The organism is Lentzea indica, from assembly GCF_012184385.1.
GTDB lineage: Bacteria > Actinomycetota > Actinomycetes > Mycobacteriales > Pseudonocardiaceae > Lentzea > Lentzea indica.
Genome location: NZ_VSRL01000155.1, coordinates 1 through 20,835 on the forward strand (window position 1 = coordinate 1; position 20,835 = coordinate 20,835).

The window sequence follows — 20,835 nt, forward strand, 5'->3', positions numbered from 1 at the left end:
CGCCCGCGGTGGTGCCGCGGGTGCGGCCGGTCGCGGTGGTGCCGCAGGTATGGGCGGCATGGGCGGCCAGGGACAGAAGGGCCAGGGCGAGGACGACTTGGAGCACAAGTCGGCGGACTACCTGGTCACCGAGGAGAACACGAACGAGATCATCGGTGACATGCCGATGGTCGCACCGCCGACGATCGGGGGGTGAGCGTGCTGCGCTCGTCCATTCAGCTGTCCGACCTCGCGTTCGACGTGCTGTGGAAGCAGGAGAAGCTGGGCGACTACCACCCGGCGCTGCACGTCGACTCGCCGGGCAAGACCGACGACGAGCGCGCGGTCATCGAGCGCGACGTCATCGGCGAGCTGCGCAGGATCGGGCTGGACCACCCGGACGTCCGGGGCACGCTGCACCTGATCGCCAAGGCGGACACGGACTACTCGGCGTGGATCGCGGTCACGCCGAGCGAGACGCGGCCCGTGGTGGTGGCGGCGAACTCGCAGCACGGGGTGCTTGCCCTGCACGACAACGGGTTCGTGCAGCTGCACCCGATCCGGCCGGAGAACGCGCCGGAGGTCCTCGCGATGCAGCTGCCGGACGTGCCTGCCGGTCGTGGTGCGTCGATCAACGTGCACGCGTCGGAGATCAACGTGCACCAGGCGGGCAAGGCGTCGCCGTCGATCTCGCTGCGGCAGCTGCTCGCCCAGCCCCGCAAGGGCACGGCGAAGCTGTACGCGGCGCGGCGCAACGGCGAGGGCCGGCAGCGGGCGAAGACCTTCCTCACCACGATCGACTTCGAGGACGGCCGCTGGCTCGTGGTCAAGTACACCGACCAGAACCACCAGACGTGGGTGCACGCCACGCCCGCGTCGCGGCAGATCATCACGGACTGGCTCAAGCGCCTCACGTGAGGTTGATTGGGGGGAGCTTTCTTCAACGCCAGGTTGAGAAAAGCTCCCCTCATCAACCTGAATTCACTTCCGGTTTCATCGCTGGTCAGAACCGGCGACTAGAAACCGCGCATGACCTTCGACCGTCGCACGTTGTTCAAGGCAGGCGCATTCGGCACGGCCGCGGCGCTGGTGCCTCGGGCATCAGTCTCGCCAAGACTGACCGCCCGATCCTCACGCACGGCGTGCAGTCCGGTGACGTCACCTGGGACGGCGGCATCGTGTGGACCCGCGCGGACCGTCCCTCCCGGATGCTCGTCGAGGTGTCCAACGACCCGAAGTTCCGCTTCTCCCGCCGCGTCCGCGGTCCGTTGCTCACGCCGGAGACGGGCGGCACCGGGCACGTCAGGGTCAGCCACCTGCTGCCAGGTCGCCCCGTGTACTACCGCGTCACGGCGGAGGACATCAGCGGCCGTACCTGCAGTGAGGCCGTCACCGGCAGCTTCACCACGGCCCCGCTCGGCCGCGACGAGGTGCGGTTCGTGTGGTCGGGTGACGTCGCGGGGCAGGGCTGGGGCATCAACCCCGACATGGGTGGCATGCCGATCTTCAAGGCCATGGCCGACCGCAGGCCCGACTTCTTCATCCACAGCGGCGACAGCGTCTACTCCGACAACCCGCTGAAGGAGACGGTCGTGCTCCCGGACGGCCGGATCTGGCGCAACGTCGTCACGCCGGAGAAGTCCAAGGTCGCCGAGACGCTCGACGAGTACCGCGGTCAGTTCGCCTACAACCTGCTCGACGAGAACCTCAAGCGCTTTGCCGCCCAGGTCCCGATGTTCGCGCAGTGGGACGACCACGAGGTCACCAACAACTGGTACCCCGGCGAGATCCTGGACCTCCCGCAGTACACCGAGAAGCGCGTGGACGTGCTGGCACAGCGCGCTTTCCAGGCGTTCCACGAGTGGATGCCGATCGACCGGCACGCCGCCGTCGACGGTCGCGTCTACCGGAAGTTCTCCTACGGCCGCAACGTCGAGATCTTCGTGCTCGACATGCGGACCTACAAGGACAAGAACACCTCGCCGAAGGACAAGCCGGGCGTGATTCTCGGTGCGGCGCAAGCGAAGTGGCTCGTCACCGAACTGGCCCGCAGCACCGCCACGTGGAAGATCATCGCGGCGGACCTGCCGATCGGCCTCACCGTCCCCGACGGCACCGACATCGAGGGCGTCGCGAACGGCCTGCCCGGTGCGCCGAACGGCCGTGAGCACGAGATCGCATGGGTGCTGAGTGAGCTCAAGAAGCGCCGCGTCAAGAACACCGTGTGGCTCACCGCGGACGTCCACTACACCGCGGCCCACCACTACTCGCCGGACCGCGCGGCCGTGGGCGACTTCGACCCGTTCTGGGAGTTCGTGTCCGGCCCGCTGCACTCCGGCGCGTTCGGCCCGAACAAGCTCGACCCGACGTTCGGCCCGGAGGCTGTGTTCGTGCACGCCCCTCCCGCCGCCAACACCACGCCGCTGGACGGGTTCCAACACTTCGGTGAGGTCCAAGCGACTCGTGGAGAGCTCACGGTGTGGCTGCGTGATGCGACCGGCGCATCGCTCTGGTCCAAAACGCTGAGGGCAGCCTGACGATCGCCATAGGGTCGGTGCGTGCCCATCTCGTTCGACACCATCGGCTTCCGTCAGCTCGACCAGAAGACCTGGCAGCATCCCAGCGGTGACCAGGCAGATCTGACCTTCTACAACCTGGTGCCAGACCTGCCTGCCGGGCTGGACGACCTGCCCAAGCTCAGGCACGACCTCGCCCTGATCCACGGCGAGAGCGGCTGCCTGATCGAGGCGCACGTCGTCCAGCTCGCCGGGGTGCCCTCGCTGCTGCGGATCGTCAAGATGCCGCTGCCGAACCAGGCGAACGGGCAGGTCTTCCTCTGCTCCTTCACCATTCCCAAGGCGAGCTGCAGTGTCGTGCTGCAGCTCGGGGCGATGGAGCGCGGCATGACGGGCGCGCGCGAGGCCGTGCTGGCAGCGGAGATCGGGTTCCAGCAGTGGACCAAGCCGCACCCGTACGCGCCGGAACTGCAGGGCGTGCTGCCGTTCCACTCGGGCGACGACCCTCGCTACGACTCAAGGTTCCCCGACCATCCGTTGTCACGCGTGCGGGCGTGGGCGCACCACGTGGTCCGCACGGCACGCGTGGATCCGCAGTTCGCGGCGTTGCCGCCGTTCCAGGTCCAGGCACCACCGCCGCCGGTCGCGCCTGGCCAGACCCTGGTGACGGCCCTGCCCAGCCTTCCGGTCAAGGACTTCGTCGGCCTGCAGATCGGTGAGCGGACGACGTACTGGCGAACGACCGATCCGAAGCTGAAGGAGATGCTCGGTCGCGGCCTCATGGGCCGCTCGCCGCTCGCGGACACCCGGTTCCGCGACATGCTTCTCATCGACACGGAGACCGGCGAGGCGATGATCCCCGACCGCTTCACCACCGACGGCAACATGACCGCGCACGGCACACACCTGGTGCAGGTCACGCTGCCGGAGGCGGACGCAGAACTCTCCGACGACGACGTCATGGACGCGTTCAAGTGGGCGGGCCGGATGTCCGGCGCGGCGGCGGAACGCGGCGAGTACCTCTCCCTCGAACCGATCGAGAGCCAGGGCGAGCAGGCGGACCCGCACATCCTGCTGGCCGTGCGGCAGCACGAGGGGCAGCAGGTCGTCATCGCCCAGTTCTCGCCTCCGCCGGAGGAAGGGCCGCTTCAGGGCTCGCCGAGCCGTAGCGCGCCGGCGACGCCGGAGTCGGTCGAAGGCATCGGTGTGGTCGCGGGAATGGCGGCCAACGAGTGGAGGTCGCACCCGCTCCGGCTGGCGATCACCTACAAGCGCCCGGCAGGCTGATCGCAAATATTTGCAAGGCCCGACGTATTGTTTCCCACCGTTTGTCGTGGTTTCGTGCAGCAACCCTGCAAGAGTTTGCGACAAGGAGGTCGCGATGCGTCGGGTCGTCGCCGCGCTCGCTGCATTGGTTCTGCTCCCTCTCACACCGGCCCAGGCCGTTGCCGCGCCAAAGCAACGCCTGGCCGTGGGCGAGGTGGTGGACATCGCGCCCGGTGTGCGAGACGGGGACGCGAGACTCGCGTTGCCGCCGAAGCGCGACGACCTGCGTGGTGAGCGCTTCTACTTCGTGATGCCCGACCGGTTCGCGAACGGCGATCCGCGCAACGACCGTGGCCGCTCCACCAGCGCCGAAAACGGCTTCAACCCGGCCGACAAGGGCTTCTACCACGGTGGCGACCTCAAGGGCCTGCACCAGAAGCTCGACTACCTCGACGGCATGGGCATCACGGCGATCTGGATGACGCCGATGTTCCTCAACCGCTGGGTGCAGGGCGATTCGGCGGGCTACCACGGGTACTGGACCGTCGACTTCACCAAGCTGGACCCGCACTTCGGCACCACGCAGGAGATGCGCGACCTGATCCGCGACGCCCATCGCCGCGGCATCAAGGTCTTCTTCGACATCGTCGCGAACCACACCGCCGACGTGATCAAGTACGCCGAGAACAAGACCGCGTACATCAGCACGGGCGCGCAGCCGTATCTGGACGCTTCCGGCAAGCCGTTCGACATCGCCGAGTACGCGGGTCGCAAGGACTTCCCGAAGCTCGATGCCGAAAAGTCCTTCCCGTACACGCCGGTCAAGGACGGCCCGACCAAGCTCCCGTTGTGGCTCAACGACTCCACGCTCTACCACAACCGCGGTGACTCGACGTTCTCCGGCGAGTCGAGCGAGCAGGGCGACTTCTCCGGTCTCGACGACCTGATGACCGAGCACCCGCGCGTGGTCAACGGCATGAAGGACATCTTCACCAGCTGGATCGACACGCTCGACATCGACGGCTACCGCGTCGACACCGTCAAGCACGTCAACCTGGAGTTCTGGCAGGCGCTTGCGCCGCACGTGAAGCAGTACGCGAACCGCAAGGGCAAGAAGGACTTCTTCGTGTTCGGCGAGGTCTTCGACTCCTCGCCGGAGAACACGTCGAAATACACGACAACCGGCAAGATGCAGGCCACGCTGGACTTCCCGTTCCAGAGCAGCGCGGTGAGCTTCCTGTCCGGCAAGGGTTCCCAGCGGCTCGGCGAGGTGCTCCTCGACGACGACCGCTACACCGACGCCGACTCCAACGCCTCGTCGCTGCCCACGTTCCTCGGCAACCACGACATGGGCCGCATCGCGTGGATGATCCGCAACGACCGGCCGGGCATCTCGGACGCCGAGCTGCTGGAACGGTTGAAGCTCGGCAACACGCTGATGTACCTGTGGCGCGGCAACCCGGTCGTCTACTACGGCGACGAGCAGGGTTTCGCGGGCACCGGCGGTGACAAGCTGGCGCGTCAGGACATGTTCGCCTCCAAGACGCCGGAGTACATGGCGGAGAAGCTGATCGGCAGCGACCGCACCGGCGCTCAGGACAACTACAACACCGCACACCCGCTGTACCAGCAGCTCAAGGCCCTCGCCGCGCAGGTGGACCTCGATCCTGTGTGGCGTGACGGCAACCAGGTCCTCCGCTACGCCGACGGCGATGTGTTCGCGTTCAGCCGGATCCTCGGCCGCGAGCACCTCGTCGTCGCGAACGCTGGGACCTCACCCGCGACCGTGACCGTGCCGGTGTCTTCGAGCGCCTTCGAGAACGCGCAGGTCCAGAACGGCCGCGTCACGGTGACCGTGCCCGCGCTGTCGTCGTTGGTGCTCAAGGGAACCAGCGACGTCGCCAAGGCGAAGCCGGCCCCGGTTCTGGTCGCTCCGGTCGCGGGAACGGTGCTGGACGAGCGGGTCGAGCTCCGTGCGGACGGCATCGGCGCGCCCAACGCGGCGACGACCTTCGCGGCCCGCGCCGAGGGCACGAGCGACTGGACCGTGCTCGGTACCGACGACTCTGCTCCGTACCGAGTTTTCGCTGACCTGTCCGCACTTCCTGGCGCGGCGGTCGGCAAGCGCGTCGAACTGCGCGTGGTCGCGAAGTCTGGAGAGATCGGCGCGGACGGCGCGTTCGTGTCGCTCGTGGCCGCGCCGCCGGTCCCGGATCCGGCACGAAGAACCCGGACTGGTTGGTCGTGCACTACCAGCGCGACACCTACGACGGCTGGGGCCTGCACGTCTGGGGTGACGTCGAGACGCCGACCGAGTGGAACGCGCCGCTGCCGTTCGCCGGCGAGGACGCCTACGGGCGCTTCGCGTGGATCAAGCTGAAGCCCGGCGCCAAGTTGGTCGGGATCATCGCGCACAAGGGCGACGAGAAGGACACCTCGGTCGACCGGTTCGTCGATCCGAGCGTGACGCCCGAGGTGTGGCTGAAGCAGAACCAGGTACCGGTCCACCCGTCTGAACAGGCCGCCACCGGCAAGGCGGTCGTGCACTACGTCGGTGACGCTGGTGCAGCCGTCGTGCGCGTTGCCGGACGGGCGGACGTGCCGTTCACCAACGGGATTGCCGAGTTGCCGCCGACCACTGACTTCTCCGTGGTTCGCGGGACGACCGTGGAGGCGTCCGGCAAGTTCAGCGGTGGTCATGCGTGGGTCGCGAACGGCAAGGTGCACGCCACTCTTGCAGCCGCCGAGAACCGGGCGGTGATCCATTACAACCGCGCGGACGGTGACTACACGGACTGGACGATGTACCACTGGACGGGTTCCGCGGAGCCGTCACCGGGCTGGAACCAGTCGCGCGTGCCGGACGGCCGGGACGCATATGGCGTGTACTGGTCGGTGCCGCTCGCGCCGGGTGCCGCGGGCCTGAGCTACATCATCCACCGCGGTGACACCAAGGACCCCGGCCCCGACCAGTTCCTCGACCTGGGGCAGAAGGGAAATGAGGTGTGGCAGTTGCAGGGCAACGAGACCTACCTGCTGCCGCCGAACACCGGCCCTGCCGCCGATGACGACCTCACCAAGGCCAAGGCGATCTGGATCTCCAAGGACAAGGTCGTCTGGGACGTGCCTTCGGTGCAGTCCGACGGCTACCGTCTCGAGTACGGCTCACGGGTGCTGCGGCTGTCGCCCACGACCGAGGAAGTGCCCGCGCAGTTCCCACACCTCAAGGGCAAGCCGGTGTTCGCAGTCCGCGGATTCGTCGACGAGGCGTTGCGGGACAAGCTTTCCGCCGTGCACGTCGACGCGGGCGGCGCGATCCGGCACCGCACGAGCGTGCAGATCGCGGGCGTGCTCGACGACCGTTATGCCACTGCGGCAACGAAACTGACGTTCGGGCCGACGTTCGACCACGACCGCGCGTCGATCAGGTTGTGGGCGCCGACCGCCAAGAACGTGAAGCTGCGGCTGTTCGACGAGCCCGCGGGTGAGCCGAAGAAGGTCGTGCAGCTCAAGCGCGACGACGCCTCGGGATCGTGGTACGGCTCGGGCAACTGGAAGAACAGGTACTACCAGTTCGAGGTCACCAACTGGCAGCGCACGGTCGTGGTCACCGACCCGTACTCCGTCGCGCTGTCGGTGAACTCGACGCACTCGCAGTTCGCGGACCTCAAGGACGGCAGGACCATGCCGGGAGGGTGGTCGAAGGACGTCGCTCGCGGGATGGGCGGGGCGATCACCGAGTTGCACGTGCGCGACTTCTCGATCAACGACCAGTCCGTGCCCGTTGCCGATCGCGGCACCTACAAGGCGTTCACGCACCGCGATTCCGTGGGCATGAAGCACCTCAACGCGTTGGCGCAGGCCGGCATGGACACCGTGCACCTCCTGCCGACGTTCGACATCGCGACGATCCCGGAGAAGCGCTCCGACCAGGCCACGCCCGCGTGCGACCTGCCATCGCTGCCCGCCGACTCGGACCAGCAACAGGCGTGCGTTGGTGCGGTGGCTGGTCGTGACGGCTTCAACTGGGGCTACGACCCGTTCCACTACGACGTCCCGGAGGGCTCGTACGCCACGGCGGACGCGCAGAGCGGCTGGGCGCGGTCGAAGCAGTATCGCGAGATGGTGAAGTCGTTGCACGACAACGGCAACCGCGTGGTGGTGGACGTCGTCTACAACCACACGGCGGCGTTCGGCGACACACCGACGTCCGTGCTCGACAAGGTCGTGCCCGGCTACTACCAGCGGCTCAACCTCGACGGCTCGGTCGCCAACTCCACGTGCTGCGCGAACACCGCGACCGAGAACGCCATGATGGGCAAGCTCGTCGTGGACTCCGTCGTGCGGTGGGCACGCAACTACAAGGTCGACGGGTTCCGGTTCGACCTGATGGGCCACCACCCGAAGGCGAACATCCTCGCGGTACGCGCGGCTCTGGACGCGCTGACCGTCGAACGGGACGGCGTGGACGGGCGCAAGATCGGTGTCTACGGCGAGGGCTGGGACTTCGGCGAGGTCGCCGGCAACGCCCGGTTCGAGCAGGCCACGCAGGCGAACATGGCCGGCACGGGCGTCGGCACGTTCAGCGACCGGCTCCGTGACGCGGTGCGCGGCGGTGGGCCGTTCGACGACGACCCCCGCGTGCAGGGCATCGGCTCCGGTCTGGCCGGCGACGTGAACTCCTCGCCCGCCAACGGTGACGTGGCCGCGCGGCTGGAGAACTACAGCGACCTGGTGAAGCTCGGCATGGCGGGCAACATGGCCGCGTACCGGTTCCAGTCGACGGCCGGGCCCGTTGTCGCCGGCAGGGACGTGAAGTACAACGGCTCCGCTGCCGGATACACCGGGCAGCCGCAGGAGGCGATCACGTACGTCGACGCGCACGACAACGAGACGTTGTTCGACGCGTTGACCTACAAGCTGAAGCCTTCGACGTCCGCGGCGGACCGGGTGAAGATGCAGACCGTGGCGCTGGCGCCGGCGTTGCTCGGGCAGGGACGGCCGTTCGTGCACGCGGGCACCGAGTTCCTGCGCTCGAAGTCGTTGGACCGCAACAGCTACGACTCGGGGGACTGGTTCAACTCGTACGACCCCTCGTTGCGCGACAACGGTTTCGGCCGCGGACTGCCGCCCAAGGCCGACAACGAGTCGAAGTGGCCGTACGCGAAGCCGTTGCTGGGCATGGCGAAGCCGTCGACGGCGGACATGAAGGCCTCGCTGGACGCGACCTTGGAGCTGCTGCGGATCCGTCAGTCGTCGCCGCTGTTCTCACTCGGGTCCGCGGACCTGGTGCAGCAGAAGGTGTCCTTCCCCGCGGCGGAGTCCGGTCTGATCGTCATGCACATCGATGACACGGTCGGGCCGGACGCGGATTCGGGTCGCCGCGGCCTGGTCGTGGTGATCAACCCGTACCCGACGGACCGGTCCGTCTCGTTGCCCGGCGGCGACTGGAAGCCGCTGACCAGGGAAAAGAGGGCTGGGGCCGCACGCTCGGTCGTGGTGCTGGAGCGGTAGTTCCGCCAACAAATAGTTGATGTTTAGATAATTTGGTACCTTAGTGCCCATGGGCACGACGAGGTGTACTGACCTGATGATGCTGCTGCATCGGACGGGACACGCGCTGGAGACCGAGCTGACGGCGAGGCTCGCGGAAATCGGATTGACTCCGCGAGCCCGCTGCGTGTTGTCTGGCGCCTTGGACGCGGGGCTCACGCAGTCCGAGATCGCCGAGACGATCAGCATCGACAAGACGACCATGGTCGTGACTATGGACGCGCTCGAGTCGGCGGGTTTCGCCGAGCGCAAGCCGTCCGCGACCGACCGTCGTGCCCGCGTTGTCGTCGTGACCGAGCTGGGCCGCGAGATCGTGCAGAAGGCCGACCAGGTCGTCGCCGACATCTACGAGAGCGTTCTGGGTTCCTTGCCTGACGACGAGCGTGATGGCCTGGTCAGCGGCCTGACGAGGCTGCTGGAAGGTCGGCTGAGCACTCCCGTGCCGTGCGAGAAGCCGCCGCGCAAGCGTGCTCTGCGTCATGCCGTCGGGTGAAAGATAGTCCCGTACAAAACCATCTGCTACGGTTCCTCTTATGAACTCAGGGGGACCCAAGACGGATTCGCGCTGGCTCGCGCTGATCGTGCTGTGCGCAGGGATGTTGATGATCGTGCTGGACCAGACGATCGTGAACGTCGCGCTGCCCGCGATCGAAGAAGACCTCAAGTTCGGCCAGGCAGGCCTGGCGTGGGTGGTGAACGCGTACCTGATCGCCTACGGCGGTCTGCTGTTGCTCGCCGGCCGCCTCGGCGACCTGATCGGGCACAAGAAGGTGTTCCTGATCGGCCTCGGTGTATTCACGGTGGCGTCGCTGCTGTGCGGCCTGTCGCTGAGCTCCGAGATGCTGATCGTTTCAAGGTTCGTGCAGGGTGCGGGCGTGCATTGGCCACGTCCGTGACGCTGGGCATGGTCGTGACGATGTTCCCCGAGCCGGACGAGCAGCGGCGCGCCATCGGCGTGTTCAGCTTCGTCGCGGCGGCGGGCGCGTCCATCGGCCTGCTGCTCGGTGGCGTGCTGACCGACGCCATGTCGTGGCACTGGATCTTCTTCGTGAACATCCCGATCGGCATCGTGGCGGCGGTCGCGGCGGTGCGACTGGTGCCCGACTCGGTCGGCCTGGGCTTGCGCGAAGGCGCGGACGTTCTGGGCGCGCTGCTGATCGTGGCCGCGGTCATGCTCGGCGTGTACACGATCGTCAAGGCGGAGCACTACGGCTTCGGCTCTGTCCACACGCTCGGGTTGGGCGCTGTCGCGTTGGCTCTGCTGGTCGGTTTCGTGTTCCGTCAGCGGCACGCTTCGAAGCCGCTGCTGCCGTTGCGGGTGTTCAAGTCTCGCAACGTGACCGGCGCCAACCTGGTGCAGATCTCGATGGTCGCCGGGATGTTCGGGCTGTTCTTCCTCGGCACGCTGTACATGCAGCTCGTGCTGCAGTACACGCCGTTGCAGATCGGTCTGGCGTTCATGCCCGTCGCGGTCGCCATCGGGGTGTTCTCGGTGTCGCTGTCGGCACGCCTGAACTCCCGGTTCGGCGAGCGGAACATGCTGATCGTGGGCCTGCTGTTCATGCTCGTCGGCATGGTGGTGTTCACGCAGGTGCCGGTCGACGGCTCGTACCTGACGGACATCCTGCCCGCCGTGGCGCCGCTGGGCATCGGCCTGGGCCTGTCGTTCCCGGCCCTGATGACGCTGGCGATGTCCGGCGCCGCGCACGACGAAGCCGGTCTGGCCTCCGGCCTGGTGAACACGACCGCGCAGGTCGGCGGCGCTCTGGGCCTGGCCGTCCTGGCCACGACCTCGACCACGTACACGTCGTCGCTGCTGGCGTCGGGGGTCGGGCGTCTGGAGGCGTTGACCTCGGGCTTCCACCTGGCGTTCTGGATCAGCGCCGTGCTGGTGGCGGTGGCTCTGGGGCTGGCGGTGTTCGTGCTGCGGCAGGTCGCGGTGTCCCGTGACGACGCTCAGCCGGTGCTCGCGCACTAGTGGTTGGTGCGGCGTTCGCTACCCTGTCGGCACATCCCGTTCTAGCAAGGAGCAATGTCGTCGTGTCCGAGCGCACCCTGGTTCTGGTCAAGCCCGATGGCGTCGAGCGTGGTCTCGTCGGTGAGGTGATCGCCCGCATCGAGCGCAAGGGCCTCAAGCTCGCCGCGATGGAGCTGCGGACGGCTGACCGCGCCACCGCCGAGCAGCACTACGCGGAGCACGACGGCAAGCCGTTCTACAACGACCTGGTCGACTTCATCACCGGTGGGCCGCTGGTCGCGCTGGTGGTCGAGGGTGTTCGCGCCATTCCGGCGTTCCGGCAGCTGGCTGGTGGGACCGACCCCGTTGAGAAGGCGACGCCGGGGACCATTCGTGGGGACTTCGGGCTTGAGGTTCAGTACAACCTCGTGCACGGGTCGGACTCTGCCGAGTCGGCTGAGCGTGAGATCAAGATCTGGTTCCCGAACCTCTGAGGCTTTCCGATCTTGTCGGACCCTCTGAGTAGGTTGAGTTGTAGGGGTTCCGAGTTCGGGGGGACGCTTGCGGAAGCGTGCGGTGGCGCGCGTCTTTCGTAGCGTCCCCCCGTTGCTTTGGCGGCTGGCGGTTGCGTGCTTCCACCTGGGGGCGCTGCCCCCAGACCCCCGACAACTGATCAAAGACCGGCCAGCGCCATACGCGGGTTGATGGCACGCCTGTTGGGTTGGGCGGATTGCTGTTGCGTAGGTGGGTTGCGTTGGGGTGTGGGGCGGTCCCGTCACGAGCCGCACCAGAGGCAGCCACACTCGGGATCCCAGGTCAAGCCGACGAAAAGCGTGTCGGCTTGACCTGGGATCCCGAGCGCGGCAGGGCTTCGCCTGCGGCTCGTGACGGGACCACCCCACCGGATTCGTATGGGAAAGACGGCTCGGCTTCGCCATCGCGTGAGGGCTCGGCTTCGCCTTCGCGGTCAGGTTCGGCGTGGGCTTGAGCCCAGTCCGCCGGGCTTGTCTCCGTTGAGGACTGTGCCCTCGGGGTAGCCGAGCGGCAGGTACATCCAGACATCGTCCCAACGCTCGTGTCCGACGGCGATGGCGTTGGGCACGCGGCCGCATTCCCGGAATCCCAGACTCTCGTAGAGCTCGATGGCGCCGTGGTTGTTGCCGCGCGTGCCGAGCATGACGATCTCGATGCCTGCCTCGCGGGCGTTCTCGACGAGGCCCTGCACGACCCTCTTGCCGAGGCCCAGGCCGCGCGCCGAAGGGTGGGCCATGATCTGCTGGATCTCGGCGCGGTGCTGGAAGACGGCGGTGGTGCCGCGCCGCCACAGGCCGACGGCTCGCACCACACCGTCCACAAGCGCGGCGCAGAAAGCGGCGTCGCCGTCGCGGGACTGCTTCAGGACGCCGTCCAGCCACTGCGAGATGCGGTCGAGCGTCGGGGGCTCGTGGTAGCCGACGGCGCCGCCTGCCGCGACCACGTCGTGGACGACGGTGTGGATCTCGGCGCGCAGGTTTTCGTCGGCTTCGGACAGCCACCGCAGTTCGATCTCCGGCATGGGGCGATCGTAATTGCGTCGAAAATTGTCGGACCCGTTGGCTAACGTCGGGTGGGTGGACAACCTCGTTGAGGCCAAGGCGCTGACCAAGCATTTTGGGACGTTCGAAGCCGTGCGCGGCATCGACGTCGAGGTGCGGCGCGGTGAGGCGTTCGGGTTTCTGGGGCCGAACGGGGCGGGCAAGTCGTCGACCATGCGGATGATCTCGTGCGTTTCCGGGCGCACGGGTGGGGATCTGAAGGTGCTCGGCATGGATCCGGAGCGCGACGGGCCGAAGATTCGGGCTCGGCTCGGGGTCGTGCCGCAGCTGGACAACCTCGACACGGAGCTGACGGTCCGGCAGAACCTCCAGATTTATGGAAGGTACTTCGGGATGTCGCGGCAGAAGTGTCGTGAGAAGGCGAACGAGCTGCTGGAGTTCGCGCAGCTCACGGATCGGGCGGATCACGAGGTCGAGCCGCTGTCCGGGGGGATGAAGCGGCGGCTGACGATTGCGCGGTCGCTGGTCAACGATCCGGAGCTGTTGCTGCTCGACGAGCCTACGACCGGGTTGGACCCGCAGGCGCGGCATCTGTTGTGGGACAGGCTGTTTCGACTGAAGCAGGACGGCGTCACGCTCATCATCACGACGCACTACATGGACGAGGCCGAGCAGCTCTGCGACCGGCTCGTGGTGATGGACGGAGGCCGGATCGCGGCTGAGGGGTCGCCCGGTGAGTTGATCAGCCGGTACTCCACCAAGGAAGTGCTGGAGCTCCGGTTCCAGCCGGGGGCCGAGAAACCGGACCTCGACAGGTTCGCGGAACGGGTCGAGGTGCTGCCGGATCGGTTGCTGCTTTACACGCAGGACGGCGAGCACACGTTGGCCAAGGTCCACGAGCACGGAGTGCAGCCGATTCAGAGCCTGGTGCGGCGCAGTTCGCTGGAGGACGTGTTCCTGCGGCTCACCGGCAGGACGTTGGTGGACTGATGCAGACCCTCAAGGCCTCCTGGTTCGGCTTCGAGAAGCACTGGACGTGGTACCGGCGCAACTGGCGGGCGACGGTGGTGTCGAGTTTTCTGTCGCCGCTGCTGTTCCTGCTCGCGCTCGGGCTGGGCTTCGGGTCGCAGGTGCAGTCGACGGCACTGATCGGTGGCGTGCCGTACCTGCAGTACCTCGCGCCGGCGCTGGTCGTCATCACGGCGGTGCAGGGCGCCACGTTCGAGTCGACTTACGCGATCATGTCGTCGTTCCTGTGGCAGAAGACGTACATCGGCATGGTGGCCACCCCGATCACCCCGGCCCAGGTGCTCTACGGGCAGGTGCTCTGGAACGGTTCGCAGTTGTTCGTGCGGTCGGCGGTGTTCGTGGTCATCGCGGCGGTGCTCGGCGCCACGACCAGCCCGGCCGTCCTGTGGTCCATCCCGTTCGCGACGCTCGCGGGGCTGGCGTTCAGCTGCCCGTTGATCGCCTACAGCGCGACGTTGGACAAGCCGGACAGCTTCAACACGATCTTCCGCTTCGTGCTCATGCCGATGACCCTCTTCACCGGGGCGTTCTTCCCGGTCAGCCAGCTGCCGGACTGGCTGTTGCCGCTGATCTGGCTCACCCCGGCCTGGCACGGCATCGAGCTCGCGCGCGGGACGGCGTTCGGCACGCTCGGCTTCCTGCCGGCGCTGGGCCACAGCGCCTACCTGGTCGCCATGGCCGCGGTCGGCCTCGTCTTCGCTGCCCGTTTCTTCCATCGCAGGCTGGCGGTGTGACATGACCCAGACCCTCGAAAACGCGAACAACGCGGCGCCCGCGAGCGTCGGCCTGTTGTGGCGGGTCATCCCGCCTGGCCTCTACGGCGGCAAGGCCAGCATGCTCGTGGAGCGCGGGGCGCTGGTGAACCGGCGTGCGTGGTTCGTGCTCATCGGCGGAGCGTTCGAGCCGATTCTGTTCCTGTGGTCGCTGGGGCTCGGCTTCGGCCAGTTCGTGACCGCGGTGGCCGGACCCGATGGTCAACCGGTCAGCTACGCGGCGTTCGTGGCGCCCGCATTGCTGGCCGCGTCGGCGATGAACGGTGCGGTGTACGACGCGACGTTCAACGTGTTCTTCAAGTTCAAGTACGCCAAGCTGTACGACGCGATGCTGGCCACGCCGATGGGTCCGCTGGACATCGCGATGGGCGAGATCGCCTGGGCACTGCTGCGGGGTGGCCTGTACTCGGCCGGATTCCTCGGCGTGATGCTCGGAATGGGGCTGATCTTCTCGCCGTGGGCGCTGCTGGCGCTCCCGGCGGCCCTGCTGGTTGCGTTCGCGTTCGCGGCGGTGGGCATGGCGGCGACCACGTTCATGCGCTCGTGGCAGGACTTCGACCTGGTGCAACTGGCGGTGCTGCCGATGTTCCTGTTCTCCACGACCTTCTTCCCGCTGTCGGTCTACCCCGGCTGGCTGCAGACCGTGGTGACGTGGACGCCGCTCTACCACGCCATCGAGCTGATGCGCGGGCTCACGCTGGGCGTTGTCGGGTGGGGGATGCTCGGCCACGTCGCGTATTTCGCGGTGCTCGCGGCCGTGGGAACGGTGGTGGCGGCGAGGCGCCTGGGGAAGTTGTTGCTGAACTGAACAGATGGGGTTCTGGCACGCGATTCGGCCGCGTGACACGAAGGCCGTTACTCTGGTCGCGTGAGTGTCGAGTCTGTTTTCCCCAGGTTGGAGCCTCTGCTGCCGCGGATCTCCAAGCCGGTGCAGTACGTCGGCGGGGAGCTCAACGCGACCGTCAAGGACTGGGACGCGGCGTCCGTGCGCTGGGCTTTGATGTACCCCGACGCGTACGAGGTCGGCCTGCCCAACCAAGGCGTCATGATCCTCTACGAAATCCTCAACGAGCTGCCGGACGTGCTCGCCGAGCGCACGTACGCCGTGTGGCCGGACCTCGAGAAGCTCATGCGTGAGCACGAGGTTCCGCAGTTCACGGTGGACGCGCACCGGCCCGTCAAGGCGTTCGACCTGTTCGGCATCAGCTTCGCCACGGAGCTGGGCTACACGAACATGCTGACGGCGCTGGACCTCGCCGGCATCCCGATCCACGCGGCGGACCGCACCGAGGACGACCCGATCGTGGTCGCCGGCGGGCACGCGGCGTTCAACCCTGAGCCGATCGCGGACTTCGTGGAACGCGGCGGTGCTCGGCGACGGCGAAGAGGCCGTTCTCGAGATCACCGAGATCGTGCGGACCTGGAAGGCCGAGGGCCGCCCCGGCGGCCGCGACGAGGTGCTGACCAGGCTCGCCGAGACCGGCGGCGTGTACATCCCGCGCTTCTACGACGTGGAGTACCTGCCGGACGGCCGCATCCAGCGCGTGGTGCCGAACCGCGACCGGGTGCCGTACCGCGTGTTCAAGCGGACCACGATGGACCTCGACGCGTGGCCGTATCCGAAGCAGCCGCTGGTGCCGCTCGCCGAGAGCGTGCACGAGCGGATGAGCGTCGAGATCTTCCGCGGCTGCACGCGCGGCTGCCGCTTCTGCCAGGCGGGCATGATCACCCGCCCGGTGCGCGAGCGGTCCATCGAGGGCATCGGCGCGATGGTCCAGAAGGGCTTGGAGGCGACCGGCTTCGAAGAGGTCGGGCTCCTGTCTCTCAGCAGCGCCGACCACAGCGAGATCGCCGAGATCACCAAGGGCCTCGCGGACCGCTACGAGGGCACGAACACGGGCCTGAGCCTGCCGAGCACGCGCGTCGACGCGTTCAACATCGACCTCGCGAACGAGCTGTCCCGCAACGGAAGGCGCTCCGGTCTGACCTTCGCGCCCGAGGGCGGCAGCGAGCGGATGCGCCGCGTCATCAACAAGATGGTGTCCGAAGAGGACCTCATCAGGACGGTGTCGGCCGCGTTCTCCAACGGCTGGCGGCAGGTGAAGCTGTACTTCATGTGCGGCCTCCCGACCGAGGAGGACGAGGACGTCCTGCAGATCGCCGAGATGGCGAAGAACGTCATCCGCGCCGGTCGGCAGGCCAGCGGCCGCAACGACGTTCGCTGCACCATCTCGATCGGCGGGTTCGTGCCCAAGCCGCACACGCCGTTCCAGTGGGCTGCGCAATGCGACCCGGACACGGTCGACGATCGGTTGAGGAAGCTCCGCGAGGCCGTGAACTCCGACCGCAGCCTCGGCCGCAACATCGGCATGCGCTACCACGACGGCAAGCCGAGCCTCATCGAAGGCCTGCTCAGCCGTGGTGACCGCCGCATCGGCAAGGTCATCGAGGCCGTGTGGCGCGACGGCGGCCGGTTCGACGGCTGGAGCGAGCACTTCTCCTACGACCGCTGGACCGCCAAGGCCGCGGAGGCTCTGGAGCCGCTCGGCGTCGACCTCGCCTGGTTCACCACGCGTGAGCGCGAGGAGCTCGAGGTCCTGCCCTGGGACCACCTGGACTCCGGGCTCGACAAGGAATGGCTCTGGGCCGACTGGCAGGACGCGCTGGACGAGCGCGAGCAGGACGACTGCCGCTGGACGCCGTGCTTCGACTGCGGTGTCTGCCCGGCGATGGGCACGGACATCGAGGTCGGTCCTACGGGCCGCAAGCTGCTGCCGATCTCACCGGTCGGGGTGGGCTCGCCGGTGAAGAACCCGGCGCTCTCGCAGTAGTGATCGTCGCCGGCCTGGCAGCCGATCACTTCGTGACGGCTGCCAGCGCGTCCACGAGACCGTGGCCGTAGAAGGAGTTGTACTCGGAGTAACCCGTGCAGAAGGCGTCCTGCACACCGGTCCCGTTGAGGTCGTAGTCAGCGGGACACGCCAGGGTCTCCGCCTGCGCGTTCAGCATGCGTCCCAATGACACGGCATCCGTCTCGGGATGCGTCGACGCGATCAACGCCGCCACCCCGGCCGCGTGCGGAGCGGCCATCGAGGTCCCGCACGAGTAGTCGTAGCCAGACGGCACGGTGGAAAGCACACAACCGGTCGGCGTCCGCCTGTCCCCACCCGGCGCCGTCACGTCGATCGCGCCCAGCCCGTACGAGCTGTACCCCGCCTTGGTCTTGGTCGACTCGACGGCCGACACGCCGACCACGTTCTTGAGCTGCGCCGGCAGCACAACACACGTCGAGTCGACTGGACGGGTCTGCGCGTCACCGTTCGTCGGGGACAACGAGTCACGTCCGGGCCGGGACAGATCCGCCGCGTTGTTCCCCGCAGCCGCGACCGTCAGCACGTTGCGAGAGGTGGCGTAGTCGACGGCACGACGCACGGCCTCGTAGACGACGCGCTGACCAGGCTCGCTCTGGCACGTGAACAGGTACGGGTCGATGAAGTAGCTGTTGTTGGTGATGGTCATGCCCTGAGCGGCGGCCCACATGAAGCCGCACACCGCGTACTCGGGGTAGATGAAGCCATCGTCGTCGACGACCTTCACGGACGCGATGCGCACGCCCGGTGCGACGCCCGTGGTGCCGCGGCCGTCGTCAGCGGCGGCGATGGTGCCGGCGACGTGCGTGCCGTGGGCGGAGGTCGTCGGGATCCACGCGGAAGGTGACGTATCGGGCTTACCGGTCAAACAGCCCGCGGACAGCTCGGGGGCCAACGCGGAGACCAGGTCGGGGTGGCGGGCGTCGACACCGGAGTCCAGCACGCCGACGACGACGGACTTGGAGCCCGTGGTGATCTCGTGCGCGGCCGGCGCCTTGATGAGATCCATGTCCCATTGCTCGCCGGAGCGCACGCCCGCCGGGCGGAGCAGCTCCGTGTCGTCCTTCTTTCGCTTCGCCGATCGCTTGGCGATGCTCTCGGCCTGGGCGCTGTACGCGCGCTGCGGGCCGATGTGCTTCAGGAATCCGGGGTCGGGAGACGTGGCCACGGCGACCCCGATCTCCGGGTAGTAGACGGTCGTGGTGCCGCAGGCCTCCGTGATCTCGGAGTTCGCCGCCTCAGCGGTCGTGAACTGCGAGAACACCACGAGGTAGCGCAGGACGGGACCCGGCTGGATGCACGTGGCGACGTCCGGCTCCGCACCGGCGGGCAGGGACGCCGCCAAACACCCGGCCGCGAGCAGCGTGGTCATCGCCGCCGCCCGTGCGCGGTGGAGCAGAGGCACCAGGGACCTCCAGGTTGGCAAGGCGTCCAGACAGCCGGACCGTAGCCACGCGCAACGATCTAGACAAGCTGAACGTTCTGAATCGGGTTCACGGTACCGTCCTCCTGGACGAACAGCCTGCGCCGATGGGACCGCTCACCCGTCGGAACAATCCATGGGAGCACCACTGAGCCGCCATCAGCCCAACAATCCTTCGGCCGCAGCCGTGCAGAAACTGCGCCTCCGCTACACCAAGCGGGGGAGGTTGCGTTTCACTTCGCACCGCGACATCGCTCGCACGTTCGAACGTGCGCTGCGCCGGGCCGGGGTACCCATGGCGTACTCGCAGGGCTTCAGCCCTCACCCGAAGGTGTCGTGGGTCGGTGCTGCACCGACCGGCGTCGCCAGCGAGGCGGAGTACGTCGAGGTGTCCGTGGTCGAACGGGTCGACCCGGTAGCGCTGAAGGCCGCGCTCGACGAGGCGCTGCCGCCCGGCATCGACGTCGTCGACATCGTCCAGGCGCACGGTGGCAACCTCACCGAGCGCATCGACGCGAGCGAGTGGCGGATCGAGCTCGACGGGATCGAGCCCGACGAGCTGGCCAAGGCGGTGAGTGCCTTCCTCGCGGCGGAGTCCGTGGAAGTCGAGCGACTCACCAAGGACGGGAAGAGGACCATCGACGTGCGGCCCGCCGTCGTGTCGGCACTGGTCGAACCACGTTCGAGCGACGCCGGACACGATGGGGCCGGAATGTCACAACCGTGTGGGATACTCATGACGGTCGTTCGGCAGGTAACGCCTACCGTCCGACCCGACGACGTGCTGAATGCGCTTCGTGTCGTGGCCGATCTCGTGCCGCCGGTACCTGCGAGAGCAACCCGGATGGCGCAGGGACGCCTCGACGGCGAAGGCGGTCTGGTGGACCCGCTCCAACAGGACAGAGAGTTCTGACGGGGAGCGCCGGGGCGGTGTTTTCATCCCCTGGCCCAGCTGCGACGCAAACAGGAGGAGCGACGCTGAAGGTGGCGTCGTCGTGGGACCTGCGCAAGCGTGCGCCCAGTGAGGCGCCACGCCACTGCGCGCGAGGCAAGGATTCCCGCCGCGAGCAGCGGTGGAGAGAGACAAGAGAGGCCCCTGCGCGGCCGCGTCCTCACGGGACGCGCCCGGGGGTGGAGGAGCTGCATGTCGAACAAGGACAAGCCTGCCGGTACTACCGGCGGGCAGGGCGTGGTTGGTGCACGCCCTGAACTGGCTGATCTGCCGGACAAGCTGCGTGTACACGCGCTGGCCAAGCTGCTGGACGTCAGCAGCAAGGACGTGATGACGGCGCTGGCCGACCTCGGTGAGGTCGCTCGCAGCGCGCAGTCGAGCGTGAGCCGCGATGTCGCGCTGAAGGTCGCCGAGACCCTGGTGGACTGGGACGACGTCGTCACCGGTGAGGTCACCGAGGACTACGAGGCGCCCGCGATCCCGGCGTTCGAGGCACCGGCGCTCGCGCCGGTCTTCGCCGCGCCGAGCGCGGTGTTCCTGCCGCCGCAGCCGGTCGAGCGGCCGAAGGCGCCGCAGCCGGTCTTCGTCGTGCCGGAGGAACCGGCCGAGGAGGAGAAATCGGTCGGCGAGGTCGCCGCGGACGAGATCGACGCCGCGGAGGCCGAGGGTGAGGACGACAGCGACAGCCGTCGTCGTCGCCGCCGCGGCCGCCGTGGCCGTGGTCGCGGCAAGGGCTCGGATGCCGAGGCGGACGCCGAGGAGACCGACGAGACCCCCCAGGCCGAGGACGCCGCCGAGAGCGCGGAGGCCGACGCCGCCGACGAAGCTGATGAGGAAGGCGAGGAGGGCTCGACCCGCCGTCGCCGCCGTCGCCGTCGCCGCAAGACCGGCACGGAAGACGACGTCACGCAGGAAGACGACCCGCCGAACACGGTCGTGCACGTCCGTGACACGCGCGATGTGCGTGAGCTCGCCGACAAGC

The 20,835-nt window shown here is 67.8% G+C and carries 14 protein-coding genes and 3 pseudogenes; 15 read left to right on the plus strand and 2 right to left on the minus strand.

The annotated features are described in order from the left end of the window. The 9 genes and pseudogenes from FXN61_RS32315 to ndk all read left to right on the plus strand — a co-directional run. Positions 1–196: pseudogene (locus FXN61_RS32315) on the plus strand (hypothetical protein); the annotation flags it as partial. Further along, the gene (locus tag FXN61_RS32320) at positions 193–897 is read left to right on the plus strand and encodes an ESX secretion-associated protein EspG (protein ID WP_167977768.1); all 705 of its coding nucleotides are present in this window, start codon (positions 193–195) and stop codon (positions 895–897) included. The pseudogene FXN61_RS32315 and the gene FXN61_RS32320, both read left to right, overlap by 4 nt. Positions 898–1,121: 224 nt before the next feature. Continuing rightward, positions 1,122–2,516, plus strand: coding sequence for an alkaline phosphatase D family protein (locus FXN61_RS32325; protein ID WP_376770778.1), 1,395 nt, complete (start codon positions 1,122–1,124; stop codon positions 2,514–2,516). Positions 2,517–2,537: 21 nt separating this feature from the next. After that, on the plus strand, positions 2,538–3,782 hold the full coding sequence (locus FXN61_RS50275) for a hypothetical protein (RefSeq protein WP_188135722.1): 1,245 nt from the start codon (positions 2,538–2,540) through the stop codon (positions 3,780–3,782). Between the two features lie 94 nt (positions 3,783–3,876). After that, complete coding sequence (locus FXN61_RS50960; protein WP_246292276.1) at positions 3,877–6,141, plus strand: alpha-amylase family glycosyl hydrolase; 2,265 nt, start codon at positions 3,877–3,879, stop codon at positions 6,139–6,141. Beyond that, positions 6,042–9,275 carry a pullulanase-type alpha-1,6-glucosidase gene (gene pulA / locus FXN61_RS53065; RefSeq protein WP_246292278.1) on the plus strand — a complete coding sequence of 1,078 codons (3,234 nt, stop codon included), beginning with the start codon at positions 6,042–6,044 and terminating at the stop codon, positions 9,273–9,275. The genes FXN61_RS50960 and pulA overlap by 100 nt, the downstream gene beginning before the upstream one ends. A 49-nt stretch (positions 9,276–9,324) precedes the next feature. Continuing rightward, positions 9,325–9,807 carry a MarR family winged helix-turn-helix transcriptional regulator gene (locus FXN61_RS32340; RefSeq protein ID WP_223165676.1) on the plus strand — a complete coding sequence of 161 codons (483 nt, stop codon included), beginning with the start codon at positions 9,325–9,327 and terminating at the stop codon, positions 9,805–9,807. Between the two features lie 109 nt (positions 9,808–9,916). Continuing rightward, positions 9,917–11,292, plus strand: a pseudogene (locus tag FXN61_RS32345) (DHA2 family efflux MFS transporter permease subunit). A gap of 62 nt (positions 11,293–11,354) precedes the next feature. Beyond that, complete coding sequence (gene ndk, locus FXN61_RS32350; protein ID WP_167977769.1) at positions 11,355–11,765, plus strand: nucleoside-diphosphate kinase; 411 nt, start codon at positions 11,355–11,357, stop codon at positions 11,763–11,765. A gap of 473 nt (positions 11,766–12,238) precedes the next feature. Here ndk and FXN61_RS32355 read toward each other — a convergent pair whose 3' ends face one another. Next, positions 12,239–12,826 carry a GNAT family N-acetyltransferase gene (locus tag FXN61_RS32355; protein ID WP_167977770.1) on the minus strand — a complete coding sequence of 196 codons (588 nt, stop codon included), beginning with the start codon at positions 12,824–12,826 and terminating at the stop codon, positions 12,239–12,241. Positions 12,827–12,881: 55 nt separating this feature from the next. Here FXN61_RS32355 and FXN61_RS32360 point away from each other — a divergent pair, with 55 nt between their 5' ends. From FXN61_RS32360 to FXN61_RS32375, 4 genes and pseudogenes are all read left to right on the plus strand, one after another. Beyond that, on the plus strand, positions 12,882–13,796 hold the full coding sequence (locus FXN61_RS32360) for an ABC transporter ATP-binding protein (protein ID WP_312878158.1): 915 nt from the start codon (positions 12,882–12,884) through the stop codon (positions 13,794–13,796). Continuing rightward, complete coding sequence (locus FXN61_RS32365; RefSeq protein WP_167977772.1) at positions 13,796–14,569, plus strand: ABC transporter permease; 774 nt, start codon at positions 13,796–13,798, stop codon at positions 14,567–14,569. The genes FXN61_RS32360 and FXN61_RS32365 overlap by 1 nt, the downstream gene beginning before the upstream one ends. 1 nt (position 14,570) lies before the next feature. Further along, entirely contained in the window at positions 14,571–15,416 is an 846-nt protein-coding gene (locus FXN61_RS32370) for an ABC transporter permease (RefSeq protein ID WP_167977773.1), read from the plus strand. Positions 15,417–15,476: 60 nt separating this feature from the next. Further along, positions 15,477–17,439, plus strand: a pseudogene (locus FXN61_RS32375) (TIGR03960 family B12-binding radical SAM protein). A 25-nt stretch (positions 17,440–17,464) separates the two neighbouring features. Here the strand turns inward: FXN61_RS32375 and FXN61_RS32380 are convergent. Further along, entirely contained in the window at positions 17,465–18,883 is a 1,419-nt protein-coding gene (locus FXN61_RS32380) for a S8 family peptidase (protein ID WP_312878159.1), read from the minus strand. A gap of 205 nt (positions 18,884–19,088) precedes the next feature. Between FXN61_RS32380 and FXN61_RS32385 the strand changes: the two genes are divergently transcribed. Further along, the gene (locus FXN61_RS32385) at positions 19,089–19,814 is read left to right on the plus strand and encodes a TIGR03936 family radical SAM-associated protein (protein WP_167977774.1); all 726 of its coding nucleotides are present in this window, start codon (positions 19,089–19,091) and stop codon (positions 19,812–19,814) included. Positions 19,815–20,045: 231 nt separating this feature from the next. After that, the coding region (locus FXN61_RS32390; RefSeq protein ID WP_188135724.1) for a translation initiation factor IF-2 N-terminal domain-containing protein at positions 20,046–20,835 on the plus strand (790 nt) is incomplete at its 3' end.